The organism is Hymenobacter sp. R533113 (genome assembly GCF_056835965.1).
In genome coordinates this window covers 570,460-594,987 of the sequence record NZ_JAKWBD010000001.1, presented here as the reverse complement: position 1 = coordinate 594,987, position 24,528 = coordinate 570,460, and the positions used below count along the sequence as shown (strand labels likewise).

Annotated in this window: 18 protein-coding genes, 1 tRNA gene and 1 pseudogene; 13 read left to right on the top strand and 7 right to left on the bottom strand. The window is 54.7% G+C overall.

Features of this window, described 5'->3' with window-relative positions:
- Positions 1–98 precede the first annotated feature (98 nt).
- Both MKZ35_RS02745 and MKZ35_RS02740 read left to right on the top strand, forming a co-directional pair.
- On the top strand, positions 99–3,521 hold the full coding sequence (locus MKZ35_RS02745; RefSeq protein ID WP_482511686.1) for a TonB-dependent receptor: 3,423 nt from the start codon (positions 99–101) through the stop codon (positions 3,519–3,521).
- Between the two features lie 169 nt (positions 3,522–3,690).
- Positions 3,691–3,764, top strand: a tRNA-Ala gene (locus tag MKZ35_RS02740).
- A 357-nt stretch (positions 3,765–4,121) separates the two neighbouring features.
- On the opposite strand, the gene cysK is transcribed toward MKZ35_RS02740, so the two are convergent.
- The gene (cysK, locus tag MKZ35_RS02735) at positions 4,122–5,042 is read right to left on the bottom strand and encodes a cysteine synthase A (RefSeq protein WP_482511685.1); all 921 of its coding nucleotides are present in this window, start codon (positions 5,040–5,042) and stop codon (positions 4,122–4,124) included.
- A 152-nt stretch (positions 5,043–5,194) separates the two neighbouring features.
- Between cysK and MKZ35_RS02730 the strand changes: the two genes are divergently transcribed.
- Both MKZ35_RS02730 and MKZ35_RS02725 read left to right on the top strand, forming a co-directional pair.
- Positions 5,195–5,728: a helix-turn-helix domain-containing protein gene (locus MKZ35_RS02730; protein ID WP_482511684.1), complete on the top strand. Its 534-nt coding sequence runs from the start codon at positions 5,195–5,197 to the stop codon at positions 5,726–5,728.
- Positions 5,646–6,080, top strand: a complete 435-nt coding sequence (locus tag MKZ35_RS02725) for a transposase family protein (RefSeq protein ID WP_482511683.1) — start codon at positions 5,646–5,648, stop codon at positions 6,078–6,080. Before MKZ35_RS02730 ends, MKZ35_RS02725 begins: the two co-directional genes overlap by 83 nt.
- An 80-nt stretch (positions 6,081–6,160) precedes the next feature.
- Here MKZ35_RS02725 and MKZ35_RS02720 read toward each other — a convergent pair whose 3' ends face one another.
- On the bottom strand, positions 6,161–6,988 hold the full coding sequence (locus tag MKZ35_RS02720; RefSeq protein ID WP_482511682.1) for a serine O-acetyltransferase: 828 nt from the start codon (positions 6,986–6,988) through the stop codon (positions 6,161–6,163).
- 199 nt (positions 6,989–7,187) lie between these two features.
- Here MKZ35_RS02720 and MKZ35_RS02715 point away from each other — a divergent pair, with 199 nt between their 5' ends.
- A complete protein-coding gene (locus tag MKZ35_RS02715) occupies positions 7,188–7,535 on the top strand; it encodes a cupin domain-containing protein (RefSeq protein WP_482511681.1) in 348 nt (115 codons plus the stop codon).
- Between the two features lie 79 nt (positions 7,536–7,614).
- On the opposite strand, the gene MKZ35_RS02710 is transcribed toward MKZ35_RS02715, so the two are convergent.
- Both MKZ35_RS02710 and MKZ35_RS02705 read right to left on the bottom strand, forming a co-directional pair.
- Positions 7,615–9,615 (bottom strand): peptidylprolyl isomerase, encoded by a 2,001-nt coding sequence (locus tag MKZ35_RS02710; protein WP_482511680.1) that lies wholly within the window; start codon positions 9,613–9,615, stop codon positions 7,615–7,617.
- A 120-nt stretch (positions 9,616–9,735) separates the two neighbouring features.
- Positions 9,736–10,203: a redoxin domain-containing protein gene (locus tag MKZ35_RS02705; RefSeq protein WP_482511679.1), complete on the bottom strand. Its 468-nt coding sequence runs from the start codon at positions 10,201–10,203 to the stop codon at positions 9,736–9,738.
- Between the two features lie 506 nt (positions 10,204–10,709).
- On the opposite strand from MKZ35_RS02705, the gene MKZ35_RS02700 reads away from it, so the two are divergent.
- Entirely contained in the window at positions 10,710–11,618 is a 909-nt protein-coding gene (locus MKZ35_RS02700; RefSeq protein WP_482511678.1) for a hypothetical protein, read from the top strand.
- Positions 11,619–11,748: 130 nt separating this feature from the next.
- Here MKZ35_RS02700 and MKZ35_RS02695 read toward each other — a convergent pair.
- Positions 11,749–12,761, bottom strand: a pseudogene (locus MKZ35_RS02695) (IS701 family transposase).
- 55 nt (positions 12,762–12,816) lie between these two features.
- Between MKZ35_RS02695 and MKZ35_RS02690 the strand changes: the two are divergent.
- Positions 12,817–13,224 carry a DUF983 domain-containing protein gene (locus tag MKZ35_RS02690; RefSeq protein WP_482511677.1) on the top strand — a complete coding sequence of 136 codons (408 nt, stop codon included), beginning with the start codon at positions 12,817–12,819 and terminating at the stop codon, positions 13,222–13,224.
- A gap of 5 nt (positions 13,225–13,229) precedes the next feature.
- Here MKZ35_RS02690 and MKZ35_RS02685 read toward each other — a convergent pair whose 3' ends face one another.
- Positions 13,230–13,820, bottom strand: coding sequence for a DUF4136 domain-containing protein (locus MKZ35_RS02685; RefSeq protein ID WP_482511676.1), 591 nt, complete (start codon positions 13,818–13,820; stop codon positions 13,230–13,232).
- Between the two features lie 159 nt (positions 13,821–13,979).
- On the bottom strand, positions 13,980–15,860 hold the full coding sequence (locus MKZ35_RS02680) for an ABC transporter ATP-binding protein (protein WP_482511675.1): 1,881 nt from the start codon (positions 15,858–15,860) through the stop codon (positions 13,980–13,982).
- A gap of 468 nt (positions 15,861–16,328) precedes the next feature.
- On the opposite strand from MKZ35_RS02680, the gene MKZ35_RS02675 reads away from it, so the two are divergent.
- The 6 genes from MKZ35_RS02675 to MKZ35_RS02650 all read left to right on the top strand — a co-directional run bounded on the left by MKZ35_RS02675 (position 16,329) and on the right by MKZ35_RS02650 (position 24,482).
- Entirely contained in the window at positions 16,329–16,772 is a 444-nt protein-coding gene (locus tag MKZ35_RS02675; RefSeq protein WP_482511674.1) for a cupin domain-containing protein, read from the top strand.
- Between the two features lie 132 nt (positions 16,773–16,904).
- Positions 16,905–18,095, top strand: a complete 1,191-nt coding sequence (locus tag MKZ35_RS02670) for an MFS transporter (RefSeq protein ID WP_482511673.1) — start codon at positions 16,905–16,907, stop codon at positions 18,093–18,095.
- 163 nt (positions 18,096–18,258) lie between these two features.
- Complete coding sequence (locus MKZ35_RS02665; protein ID WP_482511672.1) at positions 18,259–20,286, top strand: DUF3857 domain-containing protein; 2,028 nt, start codon at positions 18,259–18,261, stop codon at positions 20,284–20,286.
- Between the two features lie 214 nt (positions 20,287–20,500).
- Positions 20,501–21,445 carry a DUF3857 domain-containing protein gene (locus MKZ35_RS02660; RefSeq protein ID WP_482511671.1) on the top strand — a complete coding sequence of 315 codons (945 nt, stop codon included), beginning with the start codon at positions 20,501–20,503 and terminating at the stop codon, positions 21,443–21,445.
- Between the two features lie 17 nt (positions 21,446–21,462).
- Positions 21,463–22,530, top strand: coding sequence for a hypothetical protein (locus MKZ35_RS02655; RefSeq protein ID WP_482512253.1), 1,068 nt, complete (start codon positions 21,463–21,465; stop codon positions 22,528–22,530).
- The gene (locus MKZ35_RS02650) at positions 22,527–24,482 is read left to right on the top strand and encodes a DUF3857 domain-containing protein (protein ID WP_482511670.1); all 1,956 of its coding nucleotides are present in this window, start codon (positions 22,527–22,529) and stop codon (positions 24,480–24,482) included. Before MKZ35_RS02655 ends, MKZ35_RS02650 begins: the two co-directional genes overlap by 4 nt.
- Positions 24,483–24,528: the final 46 nt, after the last annotated feature.

The following is a 24,528-nucleotide window of genomic DNA, read 5'->3' as shown; positions in this document are numbered from 1 at the left end:
GAATAGTTAATGATTCGATAACGCTTAGCTGCTAAGTCGTCCGTACTTTTGCGGCGCATACCCCTTGCATCTTTCTTTTTTCACCTTTTTTCCTCTTTATGAAACAGTTACGTTTACGCTACTTGCTGTTGTTGCTGCTGAGCGTCTGTACGGCGCGGCTGGGTTGGGCGCAGGGCGTTACCACGTCGGCCATGAACGGCATTATTACCGACCAGACTGGGGCCGGACTACCTGGTGCTACGATTATTGCCGTTCACACCCCTACTAACACGCAGTACGTGGCACCTACTAACGCTGAGGGCCGCTTCAACATCCAAAACATGCGTGTAGGTGGACCTTACACCGTGCGGGTGACGTTTATTGGTTACCAAGAAGTTAGTCGGGATAATATTTTTCTGACTCTGGGTCAGAATTTACGTCTTGATATTAACTTAAGCGAGGCAACTCAACAACTAAACGAGGTAGTAGTAAGCGGCCGGCGCGACCCGATTATCAACTCGGGCCGCACGGGTGCCGCTACCAACGTGAGCCGCGAACAGATTGAGCGCTTGCCCACGCTAAGCCGTTCTTTTGACGATTTCACCCGTCTTACTCCCCAGGCAAACCGGGGTGGCTTAAGTGTTGGGGGTCGTAGCGGCAACTTTAATAACATAACTATTGACGGTGCGCTGTTTAATAATTCTTTTGGCTTGTCAAACACTGTCGGCGGCCAAACTAACGCACAGCCCATCTCCTTAGATGCCATTGAGCAAATTCAGGTAAACATCGCTCCCTACGACGTACGTCAGGGAGCTTTCACTGGTGCCGGCATTAACGCCGTGACGCGCTCGGGTACGAACAAGTTTTCTGGCTCGGTCTACACTTTCCGCCGCAACCAAAATCTGGTGGGCAGCGAAGTGCGTGATTTAAAAGAGGATTTTCAGGATTTCAGCTTATGGCAAGTTGGTGCCCGCGTTGGAGGCCCAATTATTAAGGACAAATTATTCTTCTTTGCAAGCGTGGAAGGTGAGCGCCGCGACGATCCACCTGCTGGTTCAGGGGGTACAGTATTTAGTGCCAACCGTGATGGCCGACCTGCTCCTGGCGTGGGATCTAGCACCTCAACTGCCTCCGGTGCCGAGCTAGATGCTCTCTCGCGATTTTTAGGCGATACTTATGGTTATAGCACTGGTCCTTATGAAGGTTATCAACTAGAAACTTTCAGTAATAAGGCCACAGCGAAAATTGACTGGAACATTAACACCAAGAATACCTTTAATATTAAGTATAACTATTTGACTTCGTACCGCGACGTACCTCCTAGTACTTCAGGTGCGCCGGCAAACGGCCGTGGGCCTTCTAACACCAACTTGCCTTACCTAGCGGCTTACTATCGCATCAACAATAATCTGAACTCTATTATTGCTGAGTTGAATACGCAGATCTCAGGACAAGTATCAAACAGCTTGCAGGTTGGCTATACTGCCTTCCGCGATTTTCGTGAAAGCAGCGGCGGTATTTTTCCATTGGTCGATATCGAAAATGGTTCGGGTCGGGCACTTACTTCTTTTGGTTACGAGCCTTTTTCGGCTAATAACATTCTGAATACCGACGTATATCAGCTCTCCGATAACGTAACTCTATCCTTGGGCAAGCACGTCTTAACGCTGGGTACTTACAACGAAGCCTACAAATTTCGTAATGGCTTTGCGCCTAACTTCTATGGTCGCTACCGTTTCCCTTCTCTGACGGCCTTCTACGCTTCAGCGGGCTTCGATTATAACCCCTCGACGTTGGCGCTCACGCCTCGCGCTGGCGGACCTAACGGCACGTCCCTCACGGAGTACGAGTTGCGCTACGCCCAGCAGCCCAACGGTGATATTACTCAAAACTTCAACTTTGCCGAATTCAAAGCTTATCAATTGGGCTTCTATGCTCAAGATGAGTGGACAATTCTGCCTAACCTGAAAGTAAGTCCAGGATTGCGTGTGGATGTACCTATTGTGGATGCCGACATTGCCCGCAATGAAAACGCGGCCAGCCTGACCTTCCGCGACGGCAACAACATTCTAACCGACCAAGTACAAAAAGCGCAACTGCTGTGGTCGCCCCGCGTGGGCTTCAATTGGGATGTAAACAATGACGCTAAAACGCAGCTGCGCGGTGGCACGGGTATCTTTACCGGCCGCGTACCTTATGTCTGGATTTCAAACCAAGCTTCCAATAATGGAGTGTTGTTTGGCAGTTACCGTCTCACTACAGCTGCCCAGTTTGCTAATAATCCTCGGCCATTTGATCCAAACGTTGATGCTTTCCGCAACCTGCCGGCTGGTGTAGCTCCCGGCAGCCAGTACAACTTGGCGGTTACGGAGCGTGATTTCAAATTTCCGCAGGTATACCGTACCAATCTGGCTGTGGATCAGCGCCTGCCCGGCGATGTGGTATTGACCTTGGAGGGTATCTATACCAAGGACCTCAACGCGGTGTACCAAGTCAATGCTAACTTGCCTAACTCTACCACCCGCCTGGGTGGTGCTGATAACCGGGTAGTATTCCGCAACCCAGCTAACCTAGCTCAGACGGCTAATCGCATAAATAGCAACATCAGCGATGCTATTGTGATGACGAATACTAACAAAGGGTATTCCTACACTGCGACAGCCCAAGCCCAGAAATCGTTTGATAATGGCTTGTCTGCCAGCCTAGCTTATAACTTCACAGAAGCCCGCTCAGTAAACGATGGTGGCTCTATTGCCAACTCCATCTGGCGCGACCGTCAGGTATCTGGAGACCCGAACGACGATGAATTGAGCTACTCTAATTTCTTGCAGCGTCATCGCATCGTAGGTTCGGCTTCGTACCGCCTGGAGTACGCCAACCACTTGGCCACCACCCTGTCGGTATTTGTGGATGCTGGTCCGAGCGGTCGTAACTCCTACGTGTATGCCAATGACTTGAACGGTGATAATAACTTCAACAATGACCTAATTTACATTCCGCGCAACCGTAGCGAGATTGCCTTGGTGGATAAAGTATTCACTTTCCGCCAGGGTACTCAGAACGTGGAGTATGCGCGCTATACCGCTGATCAACAATACGCTGACCTAGATGCTTTCATCCAACAGGACAGCTATCTGAGTAAGCGCCGTGGTTCGTACGCTGAGCGTAATGGTGCTGAGAACCCGTGGGCTACATTCGTAGATGCTCGTCTGCTACAAGACTTGTTTACTAATATTGGTGAAAACCGCAACGCATTGCAATTCAGTGTAGATGTGTTTAATGTTGGCAACTTGTTAAACAAGAATTGGGGTGTATCGCAGAGTACTACCAATACCGCAGTACTGGGTGCCCTCGACGGCCGCAATTTTACTTTTGACGCGCAAGGTCGTCCGCAGATGGTCTACAACTACCAAGTCGATCCTGTGCGCGCAACCGACGGCACGGTTACTCCAGGTCTACCTCTTACCGATTCTTTCCGCTACAACACGGGCGAAAGCTCACGCTGGCGCATTCAGTTGGGCTTACGCTACACCTTCAATTAAGCTCAGTCCCTATTTTATTAAAAAGCGGCCGGAGAATTTCTCCGGTCGCTTTTTTTGTGGGCTAGTCGAAAAGAATTTCGCAAAAAATGCCCCCCAGCCTTGCACAATCGGAAACACGCCGTACTTTTGTCCCACCAAATCGCAACTGGCGACTGGTAGTATCAAGCTTGGGGGATTAGCTCAGCTGGCTAGAGCGCTTGCATGGCATGCAAGAGGTCATCGGTTCGACTCCGATATTCTCCACTTACTTGAAAGGCCCGGCTTATGCAGCCGGGCCTTTTGTTTTTCATCAGGTTCAGTAAGCAAAAGATTGTTGTTGTTACTAAGCACTAGATAAGAAAAAGCCCCCAGAATAATTCTGGGGGGCTTTTTCTTTTAACTTATCTATTAGTTACTGACGTTACGCAGGCGTGTCGTTCTGCCGTTGGCCTCACCCCTAGCCCCCTCTCCTCGGAGAGAGGGGGAACTAGCTGTAATTTTTTAGAAAACTAGCTGCCTCTAAAAATCTACCTTTTTTAGAGCTAGTTCCCCCTCTTTTCGGGAGAGGGGGCTAGGGGTGAGGCCCACGTCAGAACGACACGCCTGCGTAACATCAGTTAGTTAGACAAATAAGCCTTCCACGGACAAATAACGCTCGCCCGTGTCGTAGCAGAAAGTGAGCACGCGGCTGCCTTGGGGCATCTCGGGTAGCTTTTGGGCTACGGCGGCCAGAGAGGCACCAGATGAAGCGCCCACAAATATTCCTTCCTCGCGGGCGGCGCGCCGGGCCATGTCGAAGGCGGCTTGCTGGCTTACCTGGATGGTGCCGTCGAGCACGTCGGTGTGCAGGTTATTGGGGATAAAGCCCGCGCCGATGCCCTGGATGGGGTGTGGGCCAGGTGCGCCGCCACTGATAACAGGCGACAGCTCGGGCTCCACGGCAAAGGTTAGCATCTTGGGGAATAATGGCTTGAGCACTTCCGTCACGGCCGTAATATGCCCCCCAGTACCAACTCCGGTAATGTGGTAGTCGAATCCCTCGGGTGCGTCGCGCAGGATTTCCTGGGCCGTTGTTTCAGCATGAACCTTAATATTGGCGGGGTTATCAAACTGCATAGGCATCCAAGCGCCGGGCGTATTTTCCACGATTTCTTTCGCCTTTTCAATAGCGCCTTTCATGCCTTTCTCGCGGGGCGTCAGCTCCAAGCTAGCTCCATAGGCGGCCATCAGGCGGCGGCGCTCAATCGACATGGATTCAGGCATTACCAGGGTGAGCTTGTAGCCTTTGACGGCCGCTACCATGGCCAGCCCAACGCCTGTGTTGCCGGAGGTAGGCTCTACAATCAGGCTATCGGGGCCGAGGATGCCGTCTTTCTCGGCTTGCTCGATCATGGAGAGGGCGATGCGGTCTTTGATGCTGCCCCCAGGATTAGCGCGTTCCAGCTTCATCCAGATCTCCACGTCGGGGCGGTCGGCAAACAGTCGGTTGAGGCGCAGCAAGGGAGTATTGCCGATGGTGTCGAGAATGGTATTCGCTTTCATTGGGATATATGGTTGAATGGTTTTACAAAAAAGAACGTCATGCTGCGCAGAGCGAAGCATCTCGCCTACTTCGTTGCAATAGTATTCAAATAGATTTTTTATTATTTGATAATCAGTAGCTTGTGGGCATTAACAGTTCTTTTCATTTTTGTATGGCTTTCAGCATCTACCACAACCTGCGAACGGACAACCAATACAAAGCGGCAACCGGGCTAACTCAAGTTCAGTTCGACCAGCTTTACGAGCTATTCGCGCCTTTTTATGAACCCAAAATCCCGCAACCCTACCTAAAATCAAACCCGGTTTTAACCGATACACGCGAAGCCTTATTTTTTATTCTGCACTACTATAAAGCCTATCCCACGCTGCATAATATGGCCATCTACTTCGGCTTTTCTGAATTTGCGGTGAGCCAGTATTTAGAGCGACTAAAACCGTGTTTAAAAGCAGCTTTGCAAGCACAAGGCCTGACACAACGCGTTTTATTTACCAAGCAGACGCAATTTGACGACCTCTTCGCGGGTATCGACGATTTAGTCATTGACGTAACCGAAGTTCCGATTGAACGGGCTGCTAATCAGCAGCTTCAGGAGGAATTTTATAGTGGTAAAAAAAAGGCACACCCTGAAATGGTTGCTCATCTGCTCGCTCAGCGGCCGGCTGTTGTGGATCAGCAAAGCCTATAGTGGCCGAACGCATGACTTCACTATTTTCAAAGAAATTTTCGCACATATAACCTTAAAAAACTATCGGATTCATGTGGATGCAGGCTTTGTGGGTATTAAAAAATTTATTAACTGCAAGTATGTTTTTATTCCTTTTAAGGCGCGAAAAAATCATCCACTCACGCCACTCGAACGTCTTATTAATCAGGTGTTGGCTCCACTTCGCGTCGTGGTGGAGAATGTCATTGCACGACTCAAATCGTTTTTCGTGCTTCGTACAACCAACCGGATGAGAAAAAAGGAAAAGCTAACCGATGCCTTCGCTTTGTGCGCCGAAGTAGCACATTTCAAGAATATCTGCTCAATCTGCTGATTATCAAATAATAAAAACTCTAATGAAGCGGGCGAGATGCTTCGCTCTGCGCAGCATGACTGTCTGGATGGGCATTTATTTCATATCGAAAAGGAAATATCCGCACTCGGGTCTTCGGTGCGCGTAACGTGGAGCTGCGCTTTGTGGTAGACGCGGGAGTGCGAAGGGACGCTATCCGTAAGCCAGACGTTGCCCCCGATAATGCTGCGGCTACCCACTACCGTACTGCCGCCCAAGATGGTCGCATTCGCATAAATCACAACGTAGTCTTCAATAGTTGGATGGCGCTTAATGCCTTGCAAGTGTTTGGCTACGCTCAGAGCGCCGAGCGTAACACCCTGAAATAGCTTGACATGAGCCCCGATGACAGCCGTTTCGCCTATCACGATGCCGGTGCCGTGGTCGATGCAGAAGGAAGAACCAATGTGGGCTCCAGGGTGAATATCGATGCCAGTACGCGCGTGGGCGTACTCACTAAGTAGGCGAGGCACACGGGGAACTGCTAACTGGTGTAGCGCGTGGGCCAGTCGGTGCAGGGCAATAGCGTAGAAACCCGGATACGTGGACACAACTTCGGCTATGCCCTGCGCGGCGGGGTCGGCGTCCACAATAGCGTTGGCATCAAGCAGAAGCAACTGCCGTAGGTATGGGAGCTGTGCACTTAATGCCGACGCCACGGCATCAGGAGACTGTGGCAATGAAATGGGACGAAGCAAGGCAATCAGGTCGGCACACAGATGGCTTAATGTAGCTACCACCGCGTCCACGCTGGATAATTGGCGCTCGGCGCGCTCCGGGAATAGCAAAGACAATAATTGGTCGGCCCAGTGATAAAATGCGGGTGCCGGCAAAGGGACGGTGGCTTGTTGGTGCGCTAAAGCCAGCGTCTGAACAAATTCTTCGGACATAAAATAAATGCGTAAAGGCACTACAGGCCTGATCCTGATACGGCCATTAGAGGCGTTGGTCCTAAGATAACGTCATTGCAAGTAGCAGCAACAATCAGTGGCAGCGAAGGTTTAGGGTGACTACAGACGGACAACCGCAGCGCTGCCTTGCTCGTTATGAAAGCACAACCTCTGACACTTCACTCAATACACCCCATTTATGTCTGATACCACCATCATCAAAGTTGACTCTCACCACTCGCCCAAAGGCAACGACGGGGAGAAATACCTCGCCTCTGGCAAGAACGTATCGATGCGCCTCTGGGAAAATGAGCAGCCCAGCGACGATAAAGAGCCCGTGTCACGGCCATACGAAACGGTAGGCTATGTAATCAGCGGCCGCGCCGAGCTGCACTCCGAAGGGCAGGTAGTAGTACTGGAGCCCGGCAACTCCTGGGTAGTGCCAAAAGGCGCCGCCCATACCTACAAAATTCTGGAAAACTTCACCGCTGTCGAAGCAACTACTCCCCCATACCAGGTTCACGGCCGCGAAGACAAGCAGGCTTAGGCCTGCGCTTTCATCGTCGCAAAAAGCCCCCCAGTTAGCCTACAGAATAATGTAGGCTGACTGGGGGCTTTTTTAGAAGCTAGCGTACCAGCTCAATTCGGTCAATTTTATCGCCAATGTCCAGGCGGCTTACCACATCGAGCCCGCTGATAACCTGCGCGAAAATAGTGTAGCGGCCATCGAGGTGGGGCGTGGGGGCGTGGGTGATAAACCACTGACAGCTCTCAGTGTCTTTGCCAGCCGAAGCCAGCCCTACGGCACCCGCGCCATAGCGTAGGTCAGCGAATTCGGAGCGCAGGTTGTAATCGGTGCTGCCCCAACCGTCGCCACGGGGACAGCCACCCTGAGCCACGAAGTTGGGAACTACTCGATGGAAGTTCTTGCCGTTGTAAAAACCCTGTTCTACCAACTCGACGAAGTTGGCCACCGAGCCCGGCGCCGCTTCCACCAGCAGCTGAAAAACGATGTCGCCCTTACTTGTGTGCAGCATTGCCCGCTGCGTGGTTGGGATTCGATTTACCGTCGTCCAATTGATTGGGTGCGCTACGACGGAGGAGGTTACCAGCGGCGTGGGGGGCTTTTTGTTCAGGTAATCAATCGTTTGCTGCAAGGATTGCCAGGCTTCGAGGTCGCGGGGCATAGTTAGCTTGTCGCGGGCCTGGGTCAGGAAATCGGTTGAGGTGAGCAGCGGCTGCACATTCAATTTGGGGTCGCGGATAGCTTCGGCGGCAATGCCCATAACAGCTACGTCGCCGCTGCCCACGGCTCGCTGCAACAGCAGGGCGAAAGCAGGATATTGGGCTTCCGGAAAGTCAGGTAAGCGCCGCATGGCTAGTAGCGCCTCCATTCCATAGGTGCCAATTACAACGGACTGCCGGGGAGCAAATGTGGCCGTAGTTACAAATTCGTAAGCATTCGGGTCTTCGCCCAAAGCTTTCAGCAAGTAGCCCTTTTCATACGGATCGGTGGCGGCGGTGTAGCGCTCCTGCACGGCCCCACGAATAGCTTCCTGGCCTTCTCCTCGCTGTTTGAGGGCGGCCGCCAGCAAGGTAGACCGCACCCGCCATTGCTTTAGCTTGTTGGCTTTTTCTAAAAATAACGTACCCGGCTCCTCGGTGGCGTGCGTCAGAAAAAACTCTGCGGCCGTAAGTGCTACCTGATCGTTCTTATCCGTTAGGGCCGCCCAGGCCGCCTCTTTCACCGGTACATACATCGCCGCATTCATCGCTCGCAAAGCACTCACGCGCACCTGATACTCAGGGTCGCGGCGCGTAATGGCCGCTAGTACACCGGGCACTGAGGGCGCTTCGCCAGCTTTTGCCAGTGCGGCAGCGGCGGCACTACGTACGGCATAAGCCGGATCGGCCTGGGCTGCTCGCTCGAGCGCAGTAGCATAAATAGCTAGATCGAGGCCACGGGTACGAGCCAAGGCATTGGCCGCAGCCAAGCGTGCACCGTGCGGATTCGGAAGCTCCAGCAGCTGCATCAAACGAGCCACGGCCGCGTCAGAGGTCACGCCGCGCAAGCCAGCGCGGTATAGCCCCCAGGCCTGACCCGCAAGAGCCGCTGTATCGGCGGTGAGGTTGGGGGGCAAACGTACCAGCAAATTCAGCTCGTCGCGGGTGAGGCAACGGCCGAAGGCTTCGAGGATGGTGCGCCGCGCGGCCGGGTCGGGCTCAGCAGCTACACGCTGTTGCAGTGCTGGGGCAGCAGTGCTGTCAGCGGTCTGCCCAAGGGCATACGCCGCCGCCCGTCGCACACTTGGGTCAGTGTCGCTGAGGCAACTAACTAAGGCTGTTGTGGCGGCTTTGTCCTGCACCGAAGCGAAGGCGAAGGCCGCCTCTCGCCGATACGTAGCTTCGGGTCGGTTGAGATAAGGTAGCAGCAAAGCTGTCTGACGAGCATCCTGCGCGGTCGCAATTCGCCGCAGGACTGAGTCGGCCGCGAATTTATTGGCTGAAGTAGCAGAAACGACTTCTGGCGCAGTGGTACGTGGTGTGGCACAAGCCCCTAACCAACAGCTCAGGCAGCCAAAGGCAAGCAGTTTGGTGAGGCGGGATAGCAGGGGTGGATAGGTCATCGTTGGCCAAAATAGCCAAAAAATGATGCTGACGCTAGTATGCGCACCAAGCAACTAGTAATCAGAACAGTACATATCAAAGTACGCTCTACCACTGCGCTGGCACCACACTTTTATTTTTCATTCTGTAATAAAGCAGCCTACGGCTTCGGTGCGCGCTTTGGCCACCGGCTTACCCGCCGTAATAGCGGCCAGCGCATCGCGCAATTCCTGCTGGGTGATGACGGTGCGGCGCTGACCGAGGCGCACATAGCTGTTATCGATGCGGCCCTGATAGAGTATGGTGCGGCCATCGGCGGCGGCCACAACTACCTCCGGCGTAATACGGGCCTGAAAACGATGCGTGAGCTGCTTTTTGCTGTCCAGCTTTAGCGGAAAAGGCACTTTATAAGCACGGCCAAACGCAGCAATAGCGGCCGCAGACGTTTGCTGGTCGGGAAACAAACCCACAAACTGCACACCGTGAGGAGCATACGTAGCATACAGATTGCGTAGTGCTAACGTAGCCTGCTGACTGATGGGGCAGGTTTCGGCCAGAAATACATAGACCGTGGCTACTGGCTTCGGGCCCTGATTTTGACCGCGCATTGGCAGCACAATTAGTATAAGGCATACCAAAGCAAGCATTTGCACTCGCCCCCATTTAACACGAATCATACAACTTTTGCTTGGTGTGCGCCTCAATAACACAGCCACTGGGCTTAATAATAGTTGATTGGCAAATGGAAGGTTCGCTGACGAAGGTTTATTTCTGATTTCTGGCTTTCGATATTACCTCATCCGGTACGGCAAAGCAACACGCACGAGCCCAACAGGCTGAGCCACTCCATTGGCAATGCTTCCCCGGTACCAGGCAAACGTTGTGACGTAGTCAACACTACGTAGCCCGGCCCACCGTCGTCGTCGCGGCAGCTATTAATTAGCATTGGGGGCAAATATGCCAGGATGCAGTTATAAATCAGCAGACGCCGCCGAACCTGGGGAAGGCAGGAGCATTATGGTACTATGGTTCGATCGGTTAGGCTTCCGGCCTGATTTTGGTGCTGGGGGGCTTTTTCACCAACTTCGCCCCGCTTTACTCCTCTCCCATGGCTATGCACCGCTCTTTCTTCCTTCGTTGTTTACCCCTGCTGGGCTTGCTGGCCACAGCTTGCACCGCGCCGCGCACTTTCACTAGCTCGGGCAAGGTTACGCCCCGCGGCGAGTTTCGGGTAGGCGGCAATACGGCCTTCAACGTGGCCACCGAAACCATCGACCAGGCCGGCTCAACGCTAAAAGATGCCGCGTCGGCGGCGGCCCGCAAAGATACGGTGCAGTATAGCGCCGCCGTCGACCGACTACAGGCGGCAGCGCTGGCTTACGTGCTCGACCCGGTGCAGCCCACCGCCGACCTGTACGTGCGCTACGGCGTCACCGACCGTGTGGATGCGGGCTACAAGTACGCTTTCGGCTCCCACGTTTTCGATGCCATGTACCAGTTTATGGGCCCAACGGGCACCCCGGAAAGCCCTGACGGCCAAGCAGGTGCCCTGTATGGCAGCATTGGACTACAGTTTGCTACCCAGCGCGCCAAATTGCCTAACATTCCTTTTCTTGACAACATCGCGGATGTGCTAAGCTTTCGGGCCAACCGCAACGACCTGATCGTGCCGCTGGTATTCAGCAAATCGTTTGGGCCAGAAGAGGAAATCGGCGCGTTATCGTTCGGCGTAGTGTACACGCACACGTTCGTACGCTATGGCTTCGACTCCAATAAAGTATATCAGATCGGCACCAACAACCTATTGGCAGGCTTAAGCCAGAAGCAGGATTTCGGCGCTTTCGGCGGTTTTATCAACGCCAAAATCGGCTACCGCTACGCCTACGTTATTCCGGCCGTGTCCGTGTTTTATCAAAACTACGGCACGTATCAGCTGCTGAATAACCGCTCGACTACGCTGAAGGGTGTGACTATAGTACCTTCCATCGGCCTGCAATTTCGAATCCCTGGCAGTCGCCGCTAACAAATCGGCTGGGTTTCAACCCCGGCTTCTTTGTCCCGTAAGCATAGGGTGAGTAAGCACCTTATGCTTACGGCTTGTCATTCCTAGCCTACGTAGAACCAGGCTAGGGGGCAATTTTTAGTTTTAGGACTTACGCACTTGCGGGGAGCAGGGCAGGAATGAGGGGCTTGGCGAGCAGCTGGCTCAAGTAGGGAGCCCATTGGTGCTGGTGGGCCTGATAAATCGTTTGGGCCGTTGATCGGGCAAACTCGCGCAGGGACACCCACGCCAGGTAGCAGCAGGCCAGATGGTTGCGCTGGGCCTGGGCACGGCGGCACTGGCATTTCTCGGCCCCGGTCAGCTGCTTGAAGCTGCGGTGAAACTCTTCCACCTGCCAGCGGGTGCGGGTGGCGGCCTCGACCAGCGGTTGGGTAAGCGTAAAGGCGAAGTTGTTGGTCACGACCCATTCAATGTCGCCGTTTGGGGCGACCAGCCGGAACAAGCGCACCGCAAACGGCACCTTCTGCAAGCGTACTTCCAAGCCGGTGCTCCACCCACCCGGCGGCGGGGCTACGTCGGCCAGGGACTGGTAGCCCCCTCTTTGCTGGCACTCACTAACCGGTTGCTTTTCAGGGTCGTGAAAAACGTCCAACCGGCCCGCTGAATCAGCTTCAGGTTGTCGCTGCCGCTGTACCAGGCATCGAACAGGAGCGTGCGGGCCTGAATTTTATTTTCCGCCACGACGTGGGCGAACATGGCCTGGAAATGCTCGTTTTTGGTCAGGCCATCCAGCTCCGGGGCATAGACGCGGTAGTCCAGGGGCAGAAAATCCCCGGCCTGTCCGCTGCTGTGGACCAGGTTAACCAGGCAGATGCCGGTGACCAGGCCATGTTCGTTGCCCGAATACTGGCGTTTGGCTACTTCAATGAAGCGACTGTAGCGCTTGTCCTGCACGCTATCATCGACCAGCAAAAAGGCCTCCGGCGAGTCGTGGAGCAAGGGCAAGACCAACTCGCGCAACTGCGTGGGCGAAAACGAGCTGCGGCGCAGAAATCGGTTCACTTGATCGTGGCTCACCTGCGACAGGTGCTCGGCCAAGTGCGTACACGTATAATTGCGGGGCGTACTAAGCAGGTACTCGATGTAAGTCGCTTGCGTCACCATAAAGCCAGGCTTTTTCTCAAGTTACTACTAAGTGCGTAAGTCCTAAGTTTATTCGATGAAGCCTATCCGCTCTTCCTTCCTGGCAATGCTGGCCCTACGGTGTCCACGCTGCCACCAGGGGGCTATGTTTCCGTACCCGGCCCACTACCTGACCAAATTCGCCATCATGCCCAAGTCGTGCCCCGTGTGCGGTCAGACCTACGAGCCTGAGCCAGGATTTTACTTCGGAGCCATGTTTATGAGCTATGCGTTCTCCGTCGCCATCTTTGCCATCAGCGGCGTGGGCCTGTACTATCTGGCCGGCGACCCCGCCCTGTGGGTGTACATTCTGACGGTGACGGTGATTACGCTGCTGAGTATGCCCTTAGTATTCCGCTATTCCCGCGGCCTGATGCTGCACATGTTCGGCTTTATCCGCTACAATCCACGCTGGGCTGAAACCACGCAGCAGCCAAAAGTATAAAGCAGCTATTGCCCGTTATTCTCCAGATAGCCTTCCGTAAAGATCTGGTAGCGGTCGAAAATAGACCGCACGGAGCGTTTTAGCACTACTTCGCCCTGAGCTCCTGGCGGCACCGTTACGCCCGAAGCGTAGCCGTTCCAAACGGCGCGGTTGGTTTTATTATCAATGAGAGTGACCAACAAGGTGCCTTCAGTGAGTAGCAGCTTCACTGGTTTGTAGCCTTGCCGATCCTCTTTAGGCGTTTCGTCATTTTCTACGATACCGGTAGTTACCCAGCGCGTGAGGTCTTCCTGGGCATAGCCCCGAAAACGCATGTCGCCTTCAAATACACGGAAGTTTACCAGCAAGTCCGCGCGGCTCCGGGCGGGCCGGTAGCCCTGCACCCGCATGCGGGTCCGGATGGCTTCGCGCAGCACTTCACCCAAGCGACTGGTATCAGCAGCTAAACCTTGGCCGGTAATGAAATCATAGGTCCGATAGCGGCGAAAATTGCCAGTGTAGCTATAGTCCGATTCAATTCGGGCCTCGCGCGAGGCAAAACAGCCCGTCATGGCTAGCGCCACCAAGCTCACAAGCAGCGTAAACGTTAGTTTCATGGGTGTTAGCTATTGGTTGATACCTTTACCCAAGATACGAAACGGATTTTGTTTAGGGTTTGATAATCAGTTGAAAAGGAGCAAAAAAATTGGTTAATGCCACTGATGCGGTTGGTTCGTGCTTATTCTTCTGGCAGGTATAGAACCCAAACCATCTACTTATCGATACCCCGCCGCCTGCAAGGCGAACAGCTCGGCATAGCGCCCCCCGCGGGCCAGCAACTCCGGGTGCGAGCCGATTTCGACGAACTCGCCGTTCTCAATAACCAAAATGCGGTTGGCCATGCGCACGGTACTGAAGCGGTGCGAGATGAGCACGGCGGTTTTGCCTTTGGTCAGGTCGGCGAAGCGCTGGAAAACTTCGTGCTCGGCGCGGGCATCGAGGGCGGCGGTGGGCTCATCCAGAATAAGAAGCTGAGCATCGCGCATGTAGGCCCGGCCCAACGCAATCTTCTGCCATTCGCCTCCGCTTAGATCTACACCGCCGGCAAAGCGCCGACCAATAATCTGGTCGTAGCCGGCGGGCAGTTTCTGCACCACCGTATCGGCCAGACTTTGGGCAGCCGCAGCCTGAATCCGGTCCTGGTTTTCTTTTTCCTCGATGCGGCCCACCGCCAGGTTCTGACCAGCCGACAGCTGGAAGCGCACAAAATCCTGAAAGATGACGCCGATTTCCTGACGCAGCTCGGCCGGATCGTACTCGCGCAAGTCGTGACCATCGAGCAGAATACGGCCTTCCGTGGGGTCATAGAGGCGAGCCAACAGCTTAACCAAGGTCGTTTTGCCGGCTCCATTTTCGCCAACTAACGCTAGCTTCTCGCCGGCTTGCAGGGTAAAGCTCAGATTGCGAATAGCCCACTTACCGGCATTTCGGTATTTGAACCCAACATTTTCAAACTGAAACCCCATCTGAATCGGCTGCGGGAATGGCCGCACGACGTGTGTCTCATCGCGAATGATGCGGGGCTGAATACGAAAGAAATCGAAGAAGTCCTGCAAGTACAGCGCGCCTTCGGCCACACTGCTAAAGCGGCTCAAAATGCCTTCGAGCAAGCCGCGCATCCGGGCAAATGAGCCCGCCAAAAACGTCAACTGACCAATCGAAATCTGCCCCCTGACGGCCTGCGAAATGATATATACATAGGCCGCGTAGTAGCCAACCGCACCTACCGCAGCGAAAAAAGCCCCCCAGCCCGCCCTACGCAACACTAGCGCTTTGTTCTGCTGATAAAACTGATCAGACAGGAGCTTGAAACGATCAATCAGAAAGCTTGACAAGCCAAAAATCTTCACTTCTTTGGCGGTTTCGTCGCTGGCACCGGTCTGGCGCAGATAGTCCAGCTCGCGGCGCTCGGGCGTCCAGCCGTGCACCAGCGAGTAGCTGCGCTCATTGAAGTGCGACTCGCCCAGAAAAGCCGGAATAACGGCCACCAGCAATAGCAGCAGCAACCACGGATTGAAGGCCACCAGCCCAACGGCCAGAAACGCCATCGTAATGGCGTCCTGGGCCTGACTGAGAACCTGCGCCATGAGCACGGTGCGCGAAAGAGTTTGGCGGCGGGCGCGTTCGAGCTTATCGTAAAACGTGCTGTCTTCGAACTGATCGAGGTCGAGTTCGGCGGCGTGCTCCATAAGGCGCACGGAGGAGCGGTTGGCAAACAAATCGCCCAGCAGACTATCCAGCAAGGCTACCCCGCGCCCCAGCGTATCCGACAAAATGGCCAGCCCAAACTCCAGCGCCACCAGGCTCAGCAGCGGCGTTAGCGAGGCATCAGAATTGCCCCCCGAGCGCGCCAGGTTTACCACCGAGTCAATAATAAGCTGCGCCACATACAGCATGGCCACCGGCAACACCGCCCGCAGCAGGCGCAGACCCATATTGCCGAGCGTGAGGCCGGGGCTGGTTTCCCAGATGAGCTTTAGGAAAGCCGGAATATTTTTTAGAGCCGAAAACCGCTCCCGTACGGTGAGGGCCGGCTTGCCATCGGGGCGGGGTCGCTTGGCGGAAATTTTATCAAAGAAATCAGAGAACCAAGGCATAGGCAATGGCCTGGGCACACTTCGCGCCGAAGTGGAAAGGCCGCCGTTTTGGCAGAATATGCAGCAAGCTCGGTACATGATGCGGTTAGACTTACTACCTGCTGCTCGGGAGGCGTATCGTTCTGGCATAGACCTCACCCCTAGCCCCCTCTCCAAAGGGAGAGGGGGAACTAGCTCTAAAGAGGCTAAATTTCTAGAAGTAGCAGGTTTTCTAGAAAACTAAAGCTAGTCCCTCCTCTCCCTTTGGAGAGGGGGCTAGGGGGTGAGGCCAACGCCGGAACGACACGCCTGCGTAACAGCAGCTACTTATATGTTACTTGATCACCTCCACTTACCAGAAGCGGTGACTTCTCAGACAACAAAAAGCAATGGGAAAAAGCTAGCGGTTGTTAGAGAAGATTAGCCAGATACACAGTGTATATCTGATAATTTTAATATCTTCCTTAACACGATAAATACTGGACGAATATGAAGGCAGAAGCTAAAATTCTGAAGGCGGAAGATGGTAGGCGGCTAACCGTGCTAGGTGATCATCAGTGCATTAAGCTAAGTGGAAAGGATACCAACAATCAGTTCACCCTGATTGAGCAATGGAACGACCCCGGGGTTGGCGTTCCGAAGCATGTGCACGCTAATGAAGACGAGGTATTTCACGTACTGGAAGGCACGGTGGAGTTTCAGATAGAAGACACGGTACAGACCTTGAAGACCGGTGAGCTAACGTATGTGCCGCGCGGCGTGGCGCACCGCTTCACTATCGTGGGCGATACGAAAGCCAAAGTTCATTTATCCATCTTTCCAGCTGGTATAGAGCACATGTTTGAGGAAATGAACGATTTGCCCCCCGGTCCGCCGGATATTGCAGCCGTGACGGCAATCTGCGCCAAGTATGGGGTCACGATTCTACCGTAAAATACAGCTGCTGATGCAGTCAGGATGGGTGCCACCGGGGTTGTACAGCTTCGCCTTCCTGTTTCCGCTGCTGCTTGGCCGTGGGGGCAAAAACTTTAACCAACTGGCATTAGCAGGTGTACCTTTGCGTCGATGCGCTTCTTTCAAAACAGTATTTACTCGGCTGGCTTCTGGCTGATGTGCCTGAGTTCATTTCTGTTTTTCATCAGCTTCAACATGCTCCTGCCGGAGCTGCCCGACTACCTCACGCGCTTGGGTGGGGCTGACTACAAAGGATTTATTATCGCGCTTTTCACGCTCACGGCGGGCATTTCGCGGCCTTTCAGCGGCAAGCTGGCCGATACCGTGGGGCGTATTCCGGTGATGGTGTTTGGCTCGCTGGTATGTTTTCTGTGCGGGTTCTTTTATCCCTGGGTTACTACGGTTGCGGGGTTTCTGCTGCTGCGTCTGCTCCACGGATTCAGCACGGGCTTCAAGCCCACGGGCACGGCCGCGTTTATTGCTGATATTATTCCGCTCCATCGTCGGGGTGAGGCAATGGGCCTGCTGGGCGTGGCGGGTAGCTTAGGCATGGCGGCGGGCCCGGTGGTGGGCAGCCTGATTACCAACCAGTTTTCGCTCGGAACGATGTTTTACTGCTCGTCGGGGGCGGCGCTACTGTCGTTGGCGGTGCAGGGAACCATGACCGAAACCTTACCCCAGGCCCAGCGTGAGCGGTTTAGCTGGCGCCTGCTGCGCCTGGAGTGGAGCGAGGTGCTGGAACCCCAGGTGCGTGCGCCTGCCATTGTTACGCTGCTCTGCCTGTTCCCTTTCGGCATTGTGCTCACCGTTATTCCCGACCAAAGTGAGTTGCTGGGCATTGCCAATAAAGGGCTGTTTTTCACTTTCTTCACCACCGCGTCGCTGCTGGTGCGCCTAGTGGCTGGGCGCGCCTCCGATACCTACGGCCGCGTACCGATTCTGCGGGCTTCGGCGGCCCTGCTGGCCTTCTCCATGATCCTGCTGATTGTGGCCGATTCAGTACCCATATTTCTCACCGCCGCCGTGATATTCGGGCTGGCGGCGGGCCTTAATTCTCCCACCCTTTACGCCTGGACCATCGACCTGAGCCACGAGCAGCGGCGCGGGCGGGCAGTGGCGACGATGTATATCGCGCTGGAGGCCGGCATTGGACTGGGTGCGCTGCTTTCGGGCTGGCTATACGGTAATGTTGCCAGCCATCTGCCTTATGTACACGCACTTGGAGCTAGTGCAACCCTAGCTGCACTGGTCTACCTGCTGTGGGGTGTGCGGGCAGAGGAGCGCGTGCGCGCTACGGCTTAACGTAGGCAAAAATCTATATAGCAGAAAACTTGGAAGAGACACGCCAATCTTGCACTTTTGGTTGCCGAATTATCGGCCTCTTTCCTTAGCAGCTATTTGGCTTATTTTTAGAAGCTATCATTGAAGGAGTTTATGCTACTCATACTCGCTTTACTTCTTCTTTATGTCTCTAGTACTGAGTCGCCAAGCGCTACTCATTGGCTTGCTCTTCGTTGGGGGGCATTTTTGCCAAGCTCAAGAAGCTCCTATTCAATTTGGGGCAGTTACTACCGCTGATTTTACTCGCCAACATATAGCTGATACGGCCGCCGTTGCGGAGGTGCTGTGTGATTATGGCAACTCACAGATCAAGGGCGGAGACGAAGGGTTTGAGTTGGTATTTGAACGCACCACCCGCTTGCGCATTCACCGCAAAGCGGGCTACGAGTGGGCGACCGTACAGGTACCGCTCTATCACAAAGACGGCAACAAGGAAGAAATCCGCAACCTCAAAGGCTTCACCTACAACCTAGTAAATGGGAAGGTAGTTAAAGAAAAGCTGGGCAAGGAAGCCATATTCGAAGAAAAGCTAGACGCCAACCACTTGCGTTGCGCCTTTACGCTCCCCAATGTGCGCGAGGGTTCCATCATTGAGTACACCTACACCATCAAGTCCGACTTCTTGTTTAATCTGCAGGACTGGCAGTTTCAGCAGACTATTCCGGTGCGCTGGAGCGAGTACCGCACCATGATTCCGCAGTTCTTTCGGTATAAAACCACCATCCGCAGCTACCTGCCTTTTGCGGTGAAGGAAAGTCAGACCGTGCACTACAGTACTAGTATCCGCTCGGCGCAGAAGGACTCGTACGGCAGCAGTATGAGTACTTCCGATATGATCAGTATCAGCGCTCAAGCGCTCAGCTCACGCTGGGTGATGAAGGATGTAGCGGCTTTTCGCGACGAGCCCTACATGACGACAGCACGGGACTATATCAGCAGCCTAGATTTTGAGTTGGATGGCATTCAGTACCCTGAGCGGGAATACCAGCAGATCACCAGCACCTGGGAGAAAATAGCCTCTGAGCTACTCAAAGAAGAGCAGTTTGGCTTACCTCTGAGCAAGATTACGCCGCTCACGAACCTTGCAACAGCGCTGGTCGCCCAATACCCCAACCCCACGGAGCGCTTGAATGCGGCATTGGCATTAGTGCAGCGTACCGTGCGTTACAACAGACAAAATCGCTTGTACACCACCGCGTCGCTGAAGCGCATATGCGAGCAAGGCACTGGAAACGCGGCCGAACTGAATCTATTGCTCATTAATACGCTACGCGCGGCTGGACTCACGGCGGAGCCACTGCTCATCAGCACCCGCGACCATGGTCGTATCCAGACTGATTTACCCGTGCTCAGTCAGTTCAACTACGTAGCCGCCCTCGTTACACTACCCGACAATAAAGAAGTATTGGTAGATGCTACAGAGCCGCTCATCACGGCCGGTATCTTGCCTGAGCGCTGCCTCAACAGCAAGGGCCGGCTGGTGGATAAGACGGGCGGGCGCTGGGTGTCGCTGGTCCCCACGCAACGCTACATGCGCTACACCACGGCTCAACTAGAACTAGATGAACAGGGGGCACTGGGGGGCAAAATTAAGCTGGAGCACACGGGCTATGCCGGCATAGAGGCGCGAGAGCAACTGGCCGGCACCACCGAGCAACAGTTTGTCAAGAATTTGCAGCAGCGCTGGCCCGAGTGGACGCTAACAGGCTCAGTGTTTACTAATGTTGCCGCTTCGCAGCAACCATTTAGTGTAGAAGTCGGCGTAAAAATACCGGGTGTCGAAGCACCGGCCACCACGCTGTACGTGCAGCCTTTGCGCCATCTTGGGGAAGCTCAAAACCCCTTTCGCCTTGAAGATCGGCAGTTCCCAGTTGATTTTGGAATGCCCCACGAGCATAGCCAAACTATAGCACTGACTTTACCAGCTGGCTATGAAGTGCAGGAACTGCCCGCCAACCTACTGCTGACCCTGCCCAACGATGGGGGGCGTTTTCAGTTCAATATCACGCCGCAGCAAAATACCTTGCACATCACCAGCCGCCTCCAGCTTCGCAAAACTGAATATTCAGCCCAGGAATACGCTTCCCTCCGCGAGCTGTATAGCCGCGTAGTAGCAAAGCACGCGGAGGCCATTGTGGTAAAGCACAAGTAGCTAAGCATTTATACTATATATCACTTCGCGACTCACTAGGTTTATTGTGTTTTTTGACGACAAGTGTCCATAACACCTCTCGAACTAACTAGCTGTAAAATTTCACTTCTTCCTATATCCTCTCGAAGCGCTTTTTCCTCTTCTGAATAATCCCGACTTAATTCACTAGCAATACTTTATGCCAAAAACGTTACTCCATTGCAGCGCTCTAACCTTGTTACTACTAACGGGCGCGTCTCAACTTTCGGTCTTTGGCCAGGCTGATCCGATTAAGTTTGGTAAGCCTGACTTAGCCGACTTTGACGCTAAAAATTTCATAGCCGACAGCGCTGCCGAAGCAGTTGTGCTGTGCGACTTCGGCCGCACGCGCTTCGAAACTGGCAGCGGTGACTTTAAGCTGGTATTTGAGCGCGTCACCCGCATCAAAATCCTTAAAAAATCGGGCTACGACTGGGCTACCGTGAAGGTGCCTTTGTATAAGAAAGGGTCTAATGAAGAGGAGATTTCGGCGTTGCGTGGCTTCACTTACAATATGGTGAACGGGCAGTTGGTGAAGGAAAAAATGGCTTCTGACGCGACATTCATGGAGCAGCAGACGACCAACAACTTCATTCGCAAGTTTACGCTGCCCAACGTGCGGGAGGGCTCTGTAATTGAGTATACCTACACCGTCAACTCCGATTTCCTGTTCAATTTCCAGGACTGGCAGTTTCAGTATTACATCCCCGTGCGCTGGAGCGAGTACCGCGCCGCTATTCCGGAGTACTTCGATTATAAGCAGCTATTTCAAGGTTATGAGCCCCTGGCCGTGCAGGAGCGCACCGATGGCATTATGCAGTTTAGCTTTAGTCAAGGCGGCTCTTTTACTAATGACGGCGGTGGTTTGAGTGGAGGTACCGGACGCACTGGGCCTAGCTCCACAACCGTTACGCCGCGCGTTACCAACTACCGCTGGGCCATGAAGCAGGTGCCGGGCTTCCGCGATGAGCCTTTCATGACTACTTCCAAGGACTATGTTGCCCGCGTAGATTTTGAGCTGGCTGGAATCCAATGGCCTGAACAGGCGTACGAAAGCGTGGCCGGCTCCTGGCAGAAAATTGACGAGGAGCTGCTTAATCACGAGAATCTAGGGTCTCAGCTCAAGCGCAGCGGTTTTTAAAAGCCGAGCTAGCTGCCATCACCGCCCAGCACACCGACCCGGCGGCCCGCGCCGCAGCGGTACATGCGATGGTGCGCAAAGCCGTGAAGCACAACGGCACCGACTGGATGCTCAGCACCGGCTCGCTCAAGCATACCTATGATCAGCATATGGGTAATTCGGCCGACGTAAACCTGCTGCTCATCGCGGCCTTACGCGACGCTGGCTTGGAGGCTAACCCCGTCGTGCTCAGCACCCGCAGCCACGGCCGACTGACGGAAACGCTGCCCTTAATGTCGAGCTTTAACTACGTGGTAGCTCATGTAGCTTTGCCCGGCAATCAGGAGCTGCTAGCCGATGCTACCGATGCCTTACTTCCTTTTGGAATGCTGCCGACGCGCTACTTAAACGGCACGGGCCGCCTGCTGATGCCGGGCACTGGCAAGTCGCGCTGGGTAAGCCTGACGCCTACGCAGCGCTACGTAAACTATCATCAGGTGCATCTCACGATGGATGAGCGTGGGGGCATAAAGGGCAAAGTTCACCAGGAAAACGGTGGCTACGCGGCTCTGGACCAACGTGAAAGCCTGGGAAAAAAGGGAGAGAAGAAGTTTATGGAAGATATGGCCAAAACCCACGAGGGCTGGACTATTCCCGCTTACACTTTCAAAGAGCGCGAAACCCTGCACAAGCCACTTACCCTTGATTATGAGTTTACCGCACCCGGTGCCGATGTGCCTGCTGCTACCCTTTACCTGAACCTGGTGCGGCACTTCAGCGCGGAGCGCAACCCTTTCGTGCACGAAGAGCGCCGCTTTCCGGTTGATTTCGCGGCTCCTTTTGACGAAACAGTGCAGTTGAACATCACGCTGCCCGCCGGCTACGAGCCGGAGGACATGCCCAAACCAACGGCCGTAAAGCTGCCCGAAGATGGCGGCGTATTCACGTATCAGGTAGCGGCCTCGCCGGGCTCTATTCAGATTATGAGCCGGATGACGCTGCGCCGGGCCGTGTATTCGGCGGAGGAATACACGTACCTGCGCGAATTTTATAGCCGCATGCTGGCTAAGCACGCTGAGCAGATCGTGTTAAAAAAGAAATCATGAGCTGCATTTTAAATAGCCTGCGGTGGATAGGCAGCGGTTTTGCGCTGAGCGGCTTGTTTGTCTTCTCAGCTTGGGCCGGGGGGCAGCCACCGAAATATGCGCTGTCGGATTTGCCCCCCAGCCTGCTCGAAAACGCCCACGCTGTGGTGCGCGAATACGAGGAAACCTTGCTGGTGAAATCGGTGGGGCGCACGGTGCAGACGGTGCGCCGGGCAGCCACCATCCTCAACGACAACGGAAAGCATTGGGCGGGCGAGCTGGTGTCTTACGACCAGCTCAACTCGGTGAACTACCTGCGCGGCGCTGTGTATGATGCGAACGGCCGACTCATTCGGCAGCTGAAAGCCTCGGATGTAAAAGACTACAGCCTCGCCGATGGCATCAGCCTGGCTACCGACACACGCGGCCGGCTCGCTGATTTAAGTCAGGCCAGTTACCCGTACACAGTCGAATTTGAATACGAAGTCACGTCGGACAATCCGCTGTTTTATTCATCGTGGCACCCACAGGCTGGTGAGCACGTAGCAGTAGAGCACGCTTCATTTCGGGTACTAACGCCCACCGAGCTGCCCCTACGCTACCAGGAGCGCCACTTGCCCGGCAGCTCAGCCGTTGTGCGAAGCAAGCAGGGTGCGCTGGACGTCTACCAGTGGCAGGTAGCCAATCTGGCCGCGTTGGAACAGGAGCCCGCCGGTCCGCCCCTGGAGGAGCTGGTGCCCGCAGTGCTGACTGCGCCCACCGCCTTTGAGGTGCAGGGCCACCGCGGCGCCCTCACTTCCTGGCAGACGCTGGGCCAATGGAATTATGATCTGAACGCGGGCCGCGATGTGCTGCCCGCCGACGTGAAAGCGCGCATTGCGGCGTTGGTGAAAGATATTCCCGACGAGCGGGCGCGCATCCGTAAGGTGTATGAGTATTTGCAGGCCAACACGCGCTACATTTCTATTCAGCTGGGACTCGGCGGTTGGCAGACCTTTCCGGCTAGTGCCGTGAGTGCGACCGGCTACGGTGACTGCAAGGCGCTGACGAACTATTGCATGGCTCTGCTCAAGGCCGCCGACGTAACTGCCTACTGCGCCCTGGTACGGGCCGATGAAGCAGATATCCGGACGGAGTTTCCGAGCAATCAGTTCAACCACGTCGTGCTTTGCGTGCCGCTGAAAGCGGCCAAAGCGGATACGGTCTGGCTGGAATGCACGAGTCAGAATGAGGCGTTCGGCTACATGGGCAGCTTTACCGGCAACCGACACGCGTTGCTGCTTACACCCACGGGGGGCAAAATCGTGCGTACGCCGCGTTACGGCGCCGTCGAGAACCGGCGCGAGCGGCGTGCTGACCTTTATCTGGATGCCCAGGGCACGGCCACCGTCAACGTTCGGACAATGCGCACAGGGCAGGAACAAGACGACCAAAGCCAGCTGCTATACGGCCTCTCCCCCACCGACCAGAAGAAGCGAATTGCTGAATCGTTGCCTTTACCCAACTTCAGCATCACCAAGTTTAACCTTAGCTCTGATCGGCGTACAGCTTTGCCAGCCGTGGTAGAAACGCTTGGTCTCACGCTACCCAATTTTGCGCCCCCGAGCGGCAAACGAGCTTTTCTCACGCCCAACCTGCTCAGCCGCCTGCCGGCCCTGGCAACGCCCGTGGGTGAGCGCCGCGCCGACATCTGGCTCGATCATGCCTTTTCGCACGCTGATACGGTGCGCATTCATGTGCCGGCCGGCTTCCAGGCAGAGACCTTACCGCCTCCGGTGCAGCTTACAACTGCTTTTGGAACGTATTCCAGCCAAATCCAAACGTTGCCCGACGGCACGCTCCAATACGTACGGCGTCTGCACATGCCCCGCACCCGTTTTCCCCGCACCGATTACCCGGCGTATGTCGAGTTTCGGCGCAAAATCAGTACCGCTGATAAGGCACAGTTGGTGTTGTTGAAAAATGAAGCTTAACGTAACGAACCTGGAATTCTGAAAAAGCCGGCTTTGAGCCGGCTTT

Coding starts and splice junctions, on each gene's coding strand:
- MKZ35_RS02730 (WP_482511684.1), top strand. CDS start 5,195: ATGGCTTTCAGCATCTACCACAACCTGCGAACGGACAACCAATACAAA.
- MKZ35_RS02705 (WP_482511679.1), bottom strand. CDS start 10,203: ATGCGCGGTCAAAATCAGGGCCCGAAGCCAGTAGCCACGGTCTATGTA.
- MKZ35_RS02710 (WP_482511680.1), bottom strand. CDS start 9,615: ATGACCTATCCACCCCTGCTATCCCGCCTCACCAAACTGCTTGCCTTT.
- MKZ35_RS02720 (WP_482511682.1), bottom strand. CDS start 6,988: ATGTCCGAAGAATTTGTTCAGACGCTGGCTTTAGCGCACCAACAAGCC.
- MKZ35_RS02700 (WP_482511678.1), top strand. CDS start 10,710: ATGCACCGCTCTTTCTTCCTTCGTTGTTTACCCCTGCTGGGCTTGCTG.
- MKZ35_RS02745 (WP_482511686.1), top strand. CDS start 99: ATGAAACAGTTACGTTTACGCTACTTGCTGTTGTTGCTGCTGAGCGTC.
- MKZ35_RS02675 (WP_482511674.1), top strand. CDS start 16,329: ATGAAGGCAGAAGCTAAAATTCTGAAGGCGGAAGATGGTAGGCGGCTA.
- MKZ35_RS02650 (WP_482511670.1), top strand. CDS start 22,527: ATGAGCTGCATTTTAAATAGCCTGCGGTGGATAGGCAGCGGTTTTGCG.
- MKZ35_RS02685 (WP_482511676.1), bottom strand. CDS start 13,820: ATGAAACTAACGTTTACGCTGCTTGTGAGCTTGGTGGCGCTAGCCATG.
- cysK (WP_482511685.1), bottom strand. CDS start 5,042: ATGAAAGCGAATACCATTCTCGACACCATCGGCAATACTCCCTTGCTG.
- MKZ35_RS02680 (WP_482511675.1), bottom strand. CDS start 15,860: ATGCCTTGGTTCTCTGATTTCTTTGATAAAATTTCCGCCAAGCGACCC.
- MKZ35_RS02690 (WP_482511677.1), top strand. CDS start 12,817: ATGAAGCCTATCCGCTCTTCCTTCCTGGCAATGCTGGCCCTACGGTGT.
- MKZ35_RS02670 (WP_482511673.1), top strand. CDS start 16,905: ATGCGCTTCTTTCAAAACAGTATTTACTCGGCTGGCTTCTGGCTGATG.
- MKZ35_RS02665 (WP_482511672.1), top strand. CDS start 18,259: ATGTCTCTAGTACTGAGTCGCCAAGCGCTACTCATTGGCTTGCTCTTC.
- MKZ35_RS02715 (WP_482511681.1), top strand. CDS start 7,188: ATGTCTGATACCACCATCATCAAAGTTGACTCTCACCACTCGCCCAAA.